This window comes from Lutibacter agarilyticus, assembly GCF_900188235.1.
GTDB classification, from domain to species: Bacteria; Bacteroidota; Bacteroidia; order Flavobacteriales; family Flavobacteriaceae; genus Lutibacter; species Lutibacter agarilyticus.
This window is the reverse complement of record NZ_FZNT01000001.1, coordinates 547,009-559,420: the sequence shown is the minus strand read 5'-3', so window position 1 is coordinate 559,420 and position 12,412 is coordinate 547,009. Positions and strand designations below refer to the sequence as shown.

Annotated in this window: 11 protein-coding genes; 5 read left to right on the top strand and 6 right to left on the bottom strand. The window is 28.7% G+C overall.

The genetic code is table 11. The features are described 5' to 3' along the window. Positions 1 to 103: 103 nt before the first annotated feature. The 4 genes from CHB67_RS02230 to CHB67_RS02215 form a co-directional block, all read right to left on the bottom strand. On the bottom strand, positions 104 to 739 hold the full coding sequence (locus CHB67_RS02230) for a carbonic anhydrase family protein (RefSeq protein WP_089380101.1): 636 nt from the start codon (positions 737 to 739) through the stop codon (positions 104 to 106). Between the two features lie 7 nt (positions 740 to 746). Then, entirely contained in the window at positions 747 to 2,339 is a 1,593-nt protein-coding gene (locus CHB67_RS02225; protein ID WP_089380100.1) for a SulP family inorganic anion transporter, read from the bottom strand. An 84-nt stretch (positions 2,340 to 2,423) separates the two neighbouring features. After that, entirely contained in the window at positions 2,424 to 2,726 is a 303-nt protein-coding gene (locus CHB67_RS02220; protein ID WP_089380099.1) for a hypothetical protein, read from the bottom strand. 184 nt (positions 2,727 to 2,910) lie between these two features. Then, positions 2,911 to 3,867, bottom strand: a complete 957-nt coding sequence (locus CHB67_RS02215; RefSeq protein ID WP_089380098.1) for an aldo/keto reductase — start codon at positions 3,865 to 3,867, stop codon at positions 2,911 to 2,913. 399 nt (positions 3,868 to 4,266) lie between these two features. Between CHB67_RS02215 and CHB67_RS02210 the strand changes: the two genes are divergently transcribed. From CHB67_RS02210 to CHB67_RS02195, 4 genes are read left to right on the top strand one after another with little or no spacing between them, the layout of a single operon-like run. Beyond that, positions 4,267 to 4,947, top strand: coding sequence for a TetR/AcrR family transcriptional regulator (locus tag CHB67_RS02210; protein ID WP_089380097.1), 681 nt, complete (start codon positions 4,267 to 4,269; stop codon positions 4,945 to 4,947). After that, positions 4,937 to 6,607: a peptidase domain-containing ABC transporter gene (locus CHB67_RS02205; RefSeq protein WP_089380096.1), complete on the top strand. Its 1,671-nt coding sequence runs from the start codon at positions 4,937 to 4,939 to the stop codon at positions 6,605 to 6,607. The genes CHB67_RS02210 and CHB67_RS02205 overlap by 11 nt, the downstream gene beginning before the upstream one ends. A gap of 3 nt (positions 6,608 to 6,610) precedes the next feature. After that, entirely contained in the window at positions 6,611 to 7,969 is a 1,359-nt protein-coding gene (locus CHB67_RS02200; protein ID WP_089380095.1) for an HlyD family secretion protein, read from the top strand. Further along, entirely contained in the window at positions 7,969 to 9,357 is a 1,389-nt protein-coding gene (locus CHB67_RS02195) for a TolC family protein (protein ID WP_089380094.1), read from the top strand. Before CHB67_RS02200 ends, CHB67_RS02195 begins: the two co-directional genes overlap by 1 nt. 9 nt (positions 9,358 to 9,366) lie before the next feature. On the opposite strand, the gene CHB67_RS02190 is transcribed toward CHB67_RS02195, so the two are convergent. Then, positions 9,367 to 10,686 (bottom strand): MFS transporter, encoded by a 1,320-nt coding sequence (locus tag CHB67_RS02190; RefSeq protein WP_089380093.1) that lies wholly within the window; start codon positions 10,684 to 10,686, stop codon positions 9,367 to 9,369. A 200-nt stretch (positions 10,687 to 10,886) separates the two neighbouring features. Here CHB67_RS02190 and CHB67_RS02185 point away from each other — a divergent pair, with 200 nt between their 5' ends. Then, positions 10,887 to 11,453, top strand: coding sequence for an acetate uptake transporter (locus CHB67_RS02185; RefSeq protein ID WP_089380092.1), 567 nt, complete (start codon positions 10,887 to 10,889; stop codon positions 11,451 to 11,453). A gap of 92 nt (positions 11,454 to 11,545) precedes the next feature. Here the strand turns inward: CHB67_RS02185 and CHB67_RS02180 are convergent, their stop codons facing one another. Further along, positions 11,546 to 12,391, bottom strand: a complete 846-nt coding sequence (locus CHB67_RS02180) for a DMT family transporter (RefSeq protein ID WP_089380091.1) — start codon at positions 12,389 to 12,391, stop codon at positions 11,546 to 11,548. Positions 12,392 to 12,412: the final 21 nt, after the last annotated feature.

The following is a 12,412-nucleotide window of genomic DNA, read 5'->3' as shown; positions in this document are numbered from 1 at the left end:
TTCTCGGAAATTAGAAAAGCTTTGGTATTTTTTTAAGCATAATAAAAGCGCACAATTACTGACGAAAATCAGCAGTCGTACGCTTTTGTTTTTGAAAAACTACTTAGCAAACAGCTACTTTTCCATCTGATAATTTGTATATACCACCCATAATTTTAATTTCTCCATTTTCTTCCATTTCTTTTAGAATAGGACTTTTCGTTAAAATTCTGTTGATGGTTAACTTTACGTTGTTTTCTATTGTTTTGTTTACAAACTCCATATTTGATGAATCATACGGACCTACAACTTCAGATTCAGATGCATTTACAGCAGGCTTTATATTTTCAACTAATGCTGTAATATTACCTAATTCTATACGATCACAAGCTGCTTTTATTGCCCCACAGCTTTCATGTCCAAGCACAAATATTAATTTACTTCCTGCAACTTTACAAGCATATTCCATACTTCCAATAATATCGGTATTTTCAAAATTACCTGCAACTCTAGCTACAAATATATCTCCAATTGTTTGATCAAATATTGTTTCAACAGGTACTCTAGAGTCTATACAAGATAACACAATTGCTTTTGGGTATTGACCATTAACCGTTTGTTTAACCAACGTATTTGTTGCTACAGTATTTATTTTATTTTCTACAAAACGAGTATTTCCGTCTAATAAATCTTCTAATACACTTTCACTAGTTAATTTAGTTTGTGTATTTTTATCTATGGCGTTATTTATATGTTTCATATATTTTTTAATTTAGGCTTAAACTTGATTTCGGATTGTTATTAAAAAATTCAATAAAACTAGTCGGGTTCTCAACAATACCTCTTTTTGAAACTAGCTTAAGATCAATATTTCTTTCTTTGGCTTTGAAAATAAAATCTTCCAGAATCTCTATAATATCATTATCTAAATACCTGGTTTTAAGTAGGTTTATTTCTAATTGTGTTTCATGTGGTAAACGATCTAATTCTTTTAAAATAGCTCCTTTGTTAAAAAAAGTAACTTCTTCAGCTAAAGTCATTTTAATTTTGTGCTTACCATTACTTTTATCTTCAATATGTAAGAAGTGTGAATTTTGGTAGCTTTTTAATAAAATAACTACAATTCCAACAAATAACCCTAAGCTAATACCAACTAGTAAATCGGTAAAAACAATACCAACAACTGTAACAATAAAAGGTACAAACTGTTTCCACCCTAATTTGTACATTTGCTTAAACAATACTGGTTTAGCTAACTTGTATCCCACAATTATAAGAACTGAAGCTAATACAGAAAGTGGAATTTTATTTAATAAGTCTGGTATTAAAATCACAGAAATTAATAATAGTATACCGTGTAAAATTGCAGACATTTTAGTTTTACCACCAGATTGAATATTTGCAGAGCTTCTAACAATAACTTGCGTTATTGGCAAACCACCAATTAAACCAGAAACTACATTACCTGTTCCTTGCGCCAGTAACTCTCTGTTTGTAGGGGTTACATTTTTATTAGGGTCAATTTTATCTGTTGCCTCTACACATAAAAGTGTTTCTAAACTTGCAACTAACGCAATTGTAAATGCTACAACCCATACATCTGGATTTGTAATTGCAGAAAAGTTCGGAAAACTAAATTGATTGATAAATGAAGCGGCATCTTTAGGTATTGGCACACTAACTAAATGAGATTTAGATATAGCTAATACCTCATTAGATTTAGTTACTAAGTAATAAACAATTCCTAACACTACAGCTACTAATGGCCCTTGAATAACTGTAAAGAACTTTGCTTTTTTAGCTAATACATTATCCCATAACAAAATAACTAGCAATGCAATTACACCAACAACTAAAGACCCTGTTGTGATATTATTTATAATCTGAAAAATAGCAGAGAATGTGTTTTCTCCAGAAGCTTCAATAAAACTATCGGCTCCAATTGGCTCAATATCGTAACCAAAAAAATGAGGAATCTGTTTTAGAATAATAATAATTCCAATACCTGTTAACATTCCTTTAATTACAGATGAAGGAAAATAATATCCTATTACTCCGGCTTTTAAAACACCAAAAACCACTTGTATAATTCCACCTAAAACTAAGGCTACTAAAAAGTTTTCATACCCTCCTAATGAACCTATTGCTGTTAATACAATTGCAGCTAAACCTGCTGCAGGGCCACTTACCCCTAATTTAGAGCCACTTAAGGCTCCAACTACTATTCCTCCAATAATTCCAGATATTACACCAGAAAATAATGGAGCTCCACTTGCTAATGCTATTCCTAAACATAAAGGTAGTGCTACAAAAAACACTACTATACTTGCAGGAAAATCGCTTTTAAGATTTTTTAACATATATAAATAAATTTTACCCTAAACAGAAGTGTTTAGAGTTTTGAGTTTAATTTTGATACTAATTATTAATTTTGAAATAAGTAATTATACCAAAAACTCGGGAGGTTGTGTAAGAATTTTTGGATATTGAGAAATGTAGTTTTTAGTATAAAAACTCATACATTTTTCTTTTTTATCGTTTTCACTAAATTCACTTGTAGTATATGAAGTGATTTTTTTTATTTCTTTTGAATTTAGTTCCTCACCTTTTTCTTTTTCATGCTCATTTTCTTCCAAATTTAAAAAAACAGAAACATCTGTATTTTTAATTGAAAGACCTATAACGGTAGGTATAGCAATTGTTGCTATAAATATGATAGAAAAAAAAATAGTAATTCTAATTTTCAAAAGCCTAATAATTTATTATTTTGCAAATATATTAACATAATAATTGAATTAATATTAAAAAAACCATAAATAGATGTTAATAAAATACTAAATAATCTTTTTAAGTAGGTTCAAAAATTATATAAATAAGTACATAAATTGGCTAATTATTAAAACCTCTTTAACGTTTTGTGTGTTACATAAATTAACTCCAAGGTAACTTATTTCTTTCTTCCCAGTATGCGTCAGGCATCGTTTTAAAAGACGCAAGCAATTCCAATTCTTTTGCTTCTAGCTTAAAGTTTTGAGCTTTTAAATTTTGAGCAAGATGTTCTTTGCTTAATGCTCCGCTAAGCACATAAGTTGGTTCTAAATAATCCATTATAAACCTAAGTACAATTGCATCTGCTCCAACATTATATTTTTTAGCTAATGTATCTAAAGCACCATAAACTTCTTGATAATGAGTGAATTTTTCATTTTTAAATAGCCTACCATTCGCTAAGCCTTCCTTAATAATTACTGTTTTTTGTTGCTCAATTAATTGTTTTAAAATAACATGAGTTGATTGTTCTAAGATATTATATGTTACTTGGTAACTATCAAACAAATCCTCATTTTTAATCTTAATTTTTAATGCAGCATCAATAATTGCAATTTGATTAGCACCACTAGAGGTAATTCCAATTTGTAAGCCTGTTTGTTTTTTTAGTTCGTAAAGCTTATTTAAAACATCTTTATTTTCCAATATTCCACTTTCAAATGTTGCAGAATGGACTTGATATATTTTTAATGCTGGTAAAAGTTTTTTTGAGATTTCCCACTGCGCTATAAGTTTAGATAAAGAATGCTCTTTTACCTCATGAGCACCACTAAAACCTAATTCCCAATCAGCCACATAAGTGTATCCCCATTTAGTACTTAAGGTAACATCTGCGTGCTTATAATTAGTATTCCAATTTATTAAAAATTGTTCACCTTTCCCATAAGATGGCGCTGTATCAAAATAACGTATTCCTTTTTCGTAGGCAAAATCAAGAACATTTAAAGCATTTTTCATGAAAGCCTCTTGAGATTTATCTTGTGAACACCCATCGTTTATATTGATGTATTCTGGCCTGCCTAAAGCCGCTAAACCCAATCCTATTTTAGTATTTGACATCCTGTTTATTGTTGTTCTAATTTTAATTTTTGAAATATAATATATTTAATTTCTTTTACATATTATTTTATAATATTCGTAAAATAAAAAGCTCATATAAATTAAATTTTATAACAAAATTTAATTGTAGTGCTTTATAAAACTTTATGTAACTATTTTTTGTCTCTATTTAATTAGTTTTTTTACTATTTTAAATTTCATTTTTATCATAAATTCAAACATAGCATTCACGTTAAATTATTTACTATTATTTACATATTTTAATTTTTTTATACTTAATTTTAAATTGATTATTCTATTTCTTTTTTTACTCAAATGAATTAAGGTTTATAAAATTTTTATTTTTTATTTTTTATTTTAATAGTAATACTATTATATTTGCGAACAAAATATTTAAATATGGATAGATTACTGTCAAATATTAAAATAGAAATACCGCAAGGTATTTATTTAAAAGATCCTGAATCTTCTTCATTAGGCAAAAAAATTATACAAAACAGTATTGTTTTAATTGAAGATATTGGTTTTGAAGATTTTAATTTCAAAAAACTAGGACAACTCATCAATTCTAATGAAAGTTCTATTTACAGGTACTTTGAAAGTAAACACAACCTTTTAACCTACCTTACTTCTTGGTACTGGAGCTGGATAGAATATCAACTTGTAATTGAAACCTATAGCGTTAACAACACAAAAGAAAAATTGTACAAAGCTATTGAGATAGTTACTAGAACTACTGAAGAAGATGGTAAATACAGTCATATAAATGAAGTTTTACTTAATTTAATTATGATAAATGAAAGCTCAAAATCCTTCTTAACGAAAGATGTTGATATAGAAAATAGTGAAGGTTATTTTATATCTTATAAACGTGTTGTACAAAGGCTTTCCGAAATTATTAAAGCATATAATACTACTTATGAATACCCTTTAAGTTTGGCAAGTACAATTATAGAGGGAGCATTACACCAGCAGTTTTTAAAAGTCCATTTTAAGTCTATTACAAATTGTGATAACAAAACAACACCTACTCATTTTTTTACCAATTTAATATTAAAAACACTATCTGATGGAGAATAAAACTTGGACACCTTGGAAACGCTTTATGAAATTACTAGAATTAGAGCGTAAAGATGTTTTTCAGATTGGGTATTATGCTGTTTTTGAAGGTCTTGTAGCATTATCATTACCTTTGGGAATTCAAGCCATTATTAATTTACTACAAAGTGCTGTAATATCTGCTTCTTGGATAGTTTTAATTGTATTAGTTACCACAGGTGTTGCTTTTACAGGTGTTTTAAAACTCATGCAAATGCGTATTATTGAAACCATTCAACAACGTATCTTTACAAGAGCTTCTTTTGAATTCAGTTACCGTTTTCCTAAGATAAAAACAAGCGAATTAAATAATTATTACCTACCAGAATTAGCCAATCGTTTTTTTGATACGTTAACAATTCAAAAAGGATTATCAAAAATCTTAATTGACGTGCCATCTGCATTATTACAAATTATATTTGCATTAATTTTATTATCATTCTATCACGCATTTTTTATCTTTTTTGGTTTTTTATTATTACTATTAATATTCATTATATTTAAATATACTGCACAAAAAGGATTAATTACAAGCTTAAGCGAATCTAAAAACAAATACAAAGTAGCGCATTGGTTACAAGAAGTATCAAGAGCTGTAATTAGCTTTAAACTTTCTGGAAAAACTAGTTTAGCGCTTCAAAAAACCGACGAGCTTGTTAATGATTATATAGATGCTCGTGAAAATCATTTTAAAATATTAATCATACAGGTTGCACAAATGATTGGTTTTAAAGTGTTAATTACTGCTGGTTTATTAATTATTGGAGGGTTTTTAGTACTTGAACAACGTATGAATATTGGTCAATTTGTTGCTGCTGAAATTATAATTATTTTAGTTATTAGCTCTGTTGAAAAACTAATATTAGGCTTAGAATCTTTATACGACGTACTAACTTCAATAGAAAAATTAGGTCAAATTGTTGATAAGCCTATTGAAGCTCAAAAAGGAGAGATTATTGAAAAAGATGCTGATTTAACTGTAGAACTTCAAGATTTAATTTATACTAACGAAGATCGAAATGAACCCATTCTTAAAGGTATTTCTTTCACCATTAATCCAAAAGATAGAATTTTAGTTAATGGTGAAAGTGGTTCTGGAAAATCAAGCTTACTGCATTTAATTTCAGGGTTAATTTTACCTAGCTCTGGACATATTTTTATTAATAACCTTTCAATTGAAAGCTTGTATATTAATGAATATCGTGCAAAATTAGGATTATCACTCTCTGAAGAAACTCCTTTTGAAGGTACAATTAGAGAAAACATCACTTTTGGAAATAAAGATATTAGCGATAAAACAATTTTTAAAGTTTTTGAAAATTTAGAATTGATTGATTTTTTAAAACAACAACCCAAAGGATTAAATACAGTAATAAAACCTGAAGGAAAACAAATTCCATACACAGTTTCTAAAAAAATTGTTTTGGCAAGAGCTATTGTAAAAAAACCAAAAATGTTAATTCTTGAAAATCCTTTAGATCAATTCCATAAGGTCGAAGCTGAAAAAATAATCGCTTTTTTAAGTAATACTTCTCAACCTTGGAGTTTAATTGTGATTAGTAATCACGATAAATGGAAACTTAACTGCAAAACACACATTACACTTAAAAATGGTACCATTATTAATGTTGATAAATTTTAAAATATGTTAAACATTTCAAATAACAAAGTTTCAGAATTTATAGATTTAAAAAAGTTTAAATCTGGACAAGTAATATTTACAAAGGAATATCATACTGGTTTTAGAAAGGTTTTATTGTATTTTTTAATTGCATTGTTGGTTATTCTATTTTTACCTTGGACACAAAATATTTCTAGCACAGGTATAGTAACTACGTTAAAACCTAATCAACGCCCACAAACATTGCAATCTCAAATTCCAGGACGTATAGAACAGTGGTATGTACAAGAAGGAGATTTTGTAAAAAAAGGTGATACTATTTTACGCATTTCTGAAGTTAAAAGTGAATACTTTGATGAAAAACTGGCAGAACGAACTGACAATCAGTTAACTGCTAAATCCTCGTCGGTTGTAGCTTATAAAAATAAAGTTGTGGCATTACAAAACCAAATTGATGCTTTACAACAAGAGCGCACACTAAAACTTGAACAAGCAAAAAATAAAGTAATTCAAGCTCAATTAAAAGTTCAAAGCGATAGTATAGATTTAGAAGCTGCTAAAATAAAAGCTAGTATTGCTAAAACACAATACAACCGAGCAGTTTCTTTACAAGAAGAAGGTTTAAAATCTGTTAAAGATGTTGAAGACATTCGCAATAAATTACAAGAAGCTAATGCAAAATTAGTATCTCAACAAAACAAATTTTTAAGTACTAAAAATGAAGCATTGAATAGTCAACTTTCAATTGCTACTACTAAATCAAGTTATGCCGATAAATTAGCTAAATCACAAAGCGATTTATTTACAGCACAGTCTAGTGGCTATAATACTGAAGTTGAGGTTTCCAAATTGCAAACAAACCTTGCTAACTATAAAAAAAGAAGTAGCTTATTATATGTTACAGCACCTCAAGATGGGCAAATAAATAAAGCTATAAAATCTGGTATTGGAGAAACTTTTAAAGAAGGCGAACAACTCTTAAACATTATGCCATCAAATTACGAATTAGCTATTGAAATGTATGTGCATCCAATAGATTTACCGTTGATACATATTGGAGAAAAAGTGCGTGTACAATTTGATGGTTGGCCTGCAATTATTTTTAGTGGATGGCCCAATGTTTCTTACGGAACATATGGTTCAAAAATTGTTGCTATTGAAAATTTTATTAGCGTAAATGGTAAGTACCGTGTACTTTTAAAACCAGATATGAATGATGTAGAATGGCCAAGTGCTATTCGTGTAGGTTCTGGAACAAAAACAATTGCATTGTTAGAGAACGTGCCAATTTGGTTTGAATTATGGAGACAAATTAACAGCTTCCCTCCTAACTTTTACCAACCAAATAAAACGGAAGATTCAAAAAATAAAAAGAAAGCATAATGAAAAGATTGTTTATCATTTTATCATTTTTAATATATGGTGTTACTTTTTCTCAGGTAAACAACGATATATTAACTTTGGAAGAATATTTGGGCTATGTTAAAAAGTACCATCCAGTTGTAAAACAGGCACAACTAATAACTAGTGAAAGTGAAATTAAATTATTAAAATCAAGAGGGGCTTTTGATCCAAAGTTAGCAATTGATTATAGCCGTAAAAAATTTAAAAACACAACGTATTATGATAAGTTAAATGCTTCGTTTAAAATTCCAACTTGGTACGGAGTTCAATTCAAAGCTAATTATGAAAATAACGATGGGATTTATTTAAATCCCGAATATAAAACTCCTGAAGATGGCTTGTATAGTCTTGGTGTCTCTGTTTCTCTTGCTAAAGGGTTATTAACAAATAATAGAATGGTAACCTTAAAACAGGCAAAATTATATGTTCATCAAGCTGAAGCAACACAAAAAATTGCTGTCAACGAAATTTTATATACTGCAATTACATCGTATTTTAATTGGTTGAAAAATTACCAAGCAACATCTATTTATTCAGATTATATGCTGAATGCTGAAGAACGATTTCAAAATGTAAAAAGAAGTTATACTGAAGGTGATAAACCAGCTATTGACACACTTGAAGCAAGTATCAATTACAAAAGTAGAATGTTAGATCTTGAAAAAGCTAAAATAGGTTATATTAAATCTAAATTAGAGCTTTCAAACTATTTATGGTTAGAAAATAATTTACCATTGGAATTAGAGCAAAATATGATTCCTGATAGTTTAACAATTACCAAAATTGACTTAGTTTTAAATAGTTCTATCTTAAATATTGATGATGAACTTATAAATAACAACCCGAAACTACAAGCACTTAAATTTAAAAAAGAAAGCTTAATCTTAGATAAAAGACTTAAAACAAATAATTTATTACCAAAAGTAGATTTGGAATACAACTTTTTATCATCTGATTATGAAGACACCGAAACGTTTAATACTTCAAATTATAAAACAGGATTAAATATGAGTTTTCCTTTATTTTTAAGAAAGGAACGTGGAGATTTAAAACTAGCCAAACTAAAGTTACAAGACATTGAATTTGATATATCAGCAAATAGAGTAAGCATTAAAAATAAGATTCAAAGTACCATGCAAGAAATTGAATCGTACACAAAACAATACAATATTTTACTGGATTTAGTTTTAGACTATAAGCAACTGGTAAACAAAGAAGAACGCAAGTTTACTTTAGGTGAAGGTTCATTGTTTTTGGTAAATTACAGAGAGGTGAAATTGATTGAAAGTCAGCTAAAAAAAATAGAAAGCGAATACAAACTGTTCAACAGTAAATCTAATTTATTAAGAATTTTGAATGAATTATAATTTGTTCTTTTACGAAACTGTTATGTCTTTTTGTGGGTTCTTCAATTTAAAAGCACCTATAATTAAAACGCCTAAAAACATAAAATTAAGATAACTGATATAACTATATGAACCTAAAATAGTATAACAGTAACTAAACAAACTTGGTGCTACTGCGCTAGCTATTACTAGAAAACTCATCACTTTCCCAGAAATAGCTCCTAAGTATTTTCTACCATAATAACGTGGCCAAGTTACCGCATTTACAACAGCAAATAAGCCACCTAAAACACCTAAACCTACAATTAATACATACACACCATAAGTACTATTTAAAAGCAATAAACCTATTGAAGCTAATAATGCGCTAAACAACATAACATAAATATATATTTTATGTTGAATGTAATCACTCATAATATTACAAATTACCGAAACAATAATTGCTATGACTGAAATTGGTAAAAATATAGCTATGGCTTGATCTTTTGAGTAGTTTTGACTTGAAAAAATGGAAATTACATGAAACGTAAAACCCGTAATAAAAAAACTGTTAAAGGCTAAAACTAAACCTATAATCCAAAATGCTCTTGTTTGTTTAGCTTCTTTCAAATTAAAATCGCGCTCAGTTGTTTCTATTTTTATCTCTTCAGTTTCAATTTTAATACCGTCAGGGTTTAATTCAAAATCTTCAGGTTTATTTCTGTAGAATTGAAGTATAAAAAAACTAAAAATAAATAACCCAACAGCAATAATTTGCCAACTAGCTTCCCAACCATTAGTATCAATCAATTCGTTTAAAAAAATGGGTGAGGTTGAAAAACCTAATGAAATGGCAATGCTACTTATAGAATTTACTTTCCCCCTATTTTTATCAAACCAAAGCATAATCATATTTCGCGAAGCCATCGTTAAAACTCCCTGACCACTTAAGCGTATTAAAAAAAATAATACGGTAATCACAATAAAAGGAATTACCCAAGTAGTTATGCTAAAAACCTGCTGAATTGCCTCACTTATTTCAACAGATATTGAACACAATAATAATGCTACTCCTAAAATAATTGTTGTAATAAAGGAAACGTACCTAGCTCCAAACTTATCAAATAAAACGCCTGCTCTCGAAACAAAAAAAGAACTTACAAAAGTTCCAATCATATAAGCATTACTAAATTCATTTCTTGAAAGCCCTAAGGCATCTTTTACAGGGTCAGTAAAAACAGAAACACCTACAGTTTGTCCTGGAATACTAGCCCAAATACCAATTGTTCCAATAAAAAGAACAATATAACCATAAAAGAAAGGTGTTTTTTGAGGGTCTATAAAAGAAAACCTATTTGAATTTGCCATTTTTATTTTTAAAAAAAGCAAATGTAAAGGTTTCTTTATAAATTATAGGCGGAACTCTCATGTAATTCATTAAATAAAGTGATGATTTTCAATACGAAAACGCTATCGTAAATACTTAATTTTACTGATAAAAATCAGTAACAATACAAAGTTAAAGTAAGTATTTTGCTCGTATTTTAAAATAAACAAAAGAATTAAAGATGAGCACAGTAAAATTAGGAAATCCGGCAGTGGTTGGGTTAGCAGGATTTGGTTTAACAACATTATTATTACAATTTCATAATTTAGGATTATGTGGTTTAGGACCTGTAGTTTCTATGGGATTTGTATTTGGAGGCTTGGCTCAAATGATTGCTGGTTTTTTAGAACAAAAAACAGGTAATAACTTTGGTTTTGCTGCATTTACTAGTTATGGCGCCTTTTGGATTGGATTAGGAGTTATATGGATTTTAAACAATCTAGGTGTTTATAAATCTTCAGGAACTGATGTTGGTTACTTTTTAGTAGCATGGACTTTATTAACGTTCATATTTTGGATAGCATCTTTATTTATCCACTCAGCAATGGCTATAACTTTTACAACATTATTACTAGGGTTTATTTTGTTAGATTTAGCTCATTTTGTATCGCATGACATTACACCAATTGCTGCTTATGTATTAATTGTATGTGCTTTAGCTGCTTGGTATATGATGGCCGGAATCATTATTAACGGTGTTGCTGGTAAAGAAATACTTAAAGTAGGGAAACCTTGGATTAAAAAATAAATAGTTGACTAAAACTAATATTTATAATTGGCATTATTCTTTTGGAATGATGCCTTTTTTATCTTCAAATGTGAAATTATAAATAGCTTTAATTAAGCGTTTTTACGAGATTTATAAAGAACATTCAATACCAACGATCCAATAATTAATGAAATTCCTAGCAAGCTCCAAATTGAATAAATTTCATCAAACAACAGCAACCCAAACACTACCGTAAATAATACTTCAACATATTTAATGGGAGCAATTTGATCTGTTTTTCCATTTTGAAATGCTTTCGTCATAAAAACTTGTCCGTAGTAACCAAAAACACCCAAACTAAATAATAAAACCCACTCAATACCTACAGGATTTACCCAACTATTTAATGATAATACTAATCCTGTGATTGTTGCAATTACCATAAAATAATTAACCACCACTACTGGGTGTTCACTTTTACCTATTTTGCTGATAATATTATATACTAATCCGCTTGTAATAGCAGCTATAATAACCAATATAAGTCCTGTTGAATTAATTTGAGAATCAAGCCCTTTTAAAACCAACACACCTAAAAAAGCCATCACAAAAAACAACCATTGCAAAGGCCATATACGTTCTTTTAAGAAAAAAACAGCGAAAATACCGGCAAAAATAGGAGCCAAATACCTTAGAGATACTGCAGTTCCAACAGAAAGATATTTTACTGACATAAAAAACAGTGTCATAGAAGTTACTCCTACTACACCTCTTAAAATTAGAAGTTTTTTATTATTCCCAAGAATCGGAATGTTGTTTTTCAACAAAAATGTAAAGGTGAAAATTAACGAACTAGCCGATCTAAAAAAAACAATTTGATAAGCACTTACATTTTCTAAATACTTTACTGTTGCATTCATACAGGCAAATGCAAAAGTGCTAATAAGCATGTATTGTATAGATTTTTTAGCTCCCATATAGTTGTACGTTTATGTATT

Excerpts from the sequence above, each read along its gene's own strand:
- CHB67_RS02210 (WP_089380097.1), top strand. The coding sequence starts at position 4,267 with ATGGATAGATTACTGTCAAATATTAAAATAGAAATACCGCAAGGTATT.
- CHB67_RS02190 (WP_089380093.1), bottom strand. The coding sequence starts at position 10,686 with ATGGCAAATTCAAATAGGTTTTCTTTTATAGACCCTCAAAAAACACCT.
- CHB67_RS02180 (WP_089380091.1), bottom strand. The coding sequence starts at position 12,391 with ATGGGAGCTAAAAAATCTATACAATACATGCTTATTAGCACTTTTGCA.
- CHB67_RS02215 (WP_089380098.1), bottom strand. The coding sequence starts at position 3,867 with ATGTCAAATACTAAAATAGGATTGGGTTTAGCGGCTTTAGGCAGGCCA.
- CHB67_RS02205 (WP_089380096.1), top strand. The coding sequence starts at position 4,937 with ATGGAGAATAAAACTTGGACACCTTGGAAACGCTTTATGAAATTACTA.
- CHB67_RS02200 (WP_089380095.1), top strand. The coding sequence starts at position 6,611 with ATGTTAAACATTTCAAATAACAAAGTTTCAGAATTTATAGATTTAAAA.
- CHB67_RS02185 (WP_089380092.1), top strand. The coding sequence starts at position 10,887 with ATGAGCACAGTAAAATTAGGAAATCCGGCAGTGGTTGGGTTAGCAGGA.
- CHB67_RS02195 (WP_089380094.1), top strand. The coding sequence starts at position 7,969 with ATGAAAAGATTGTTTATCATTTTATCATTTTTAATATATGGTGTTACT.
- CHB67_RS02225 (WP_089380100.1), bottom strand. The coding sequence starts at position 2,339 with ATGTTAAAAAATCTTAAAAGCGATTTTCCTGCAAGTATAGTAGTGTTT.
- CHB67_RS02230 (WP_089380101.1), bottom strand. The coding sequence starts at position 739 with ATGAAACATATAAATAACGCCATAGATAAAAATACACAAACTAAATTA.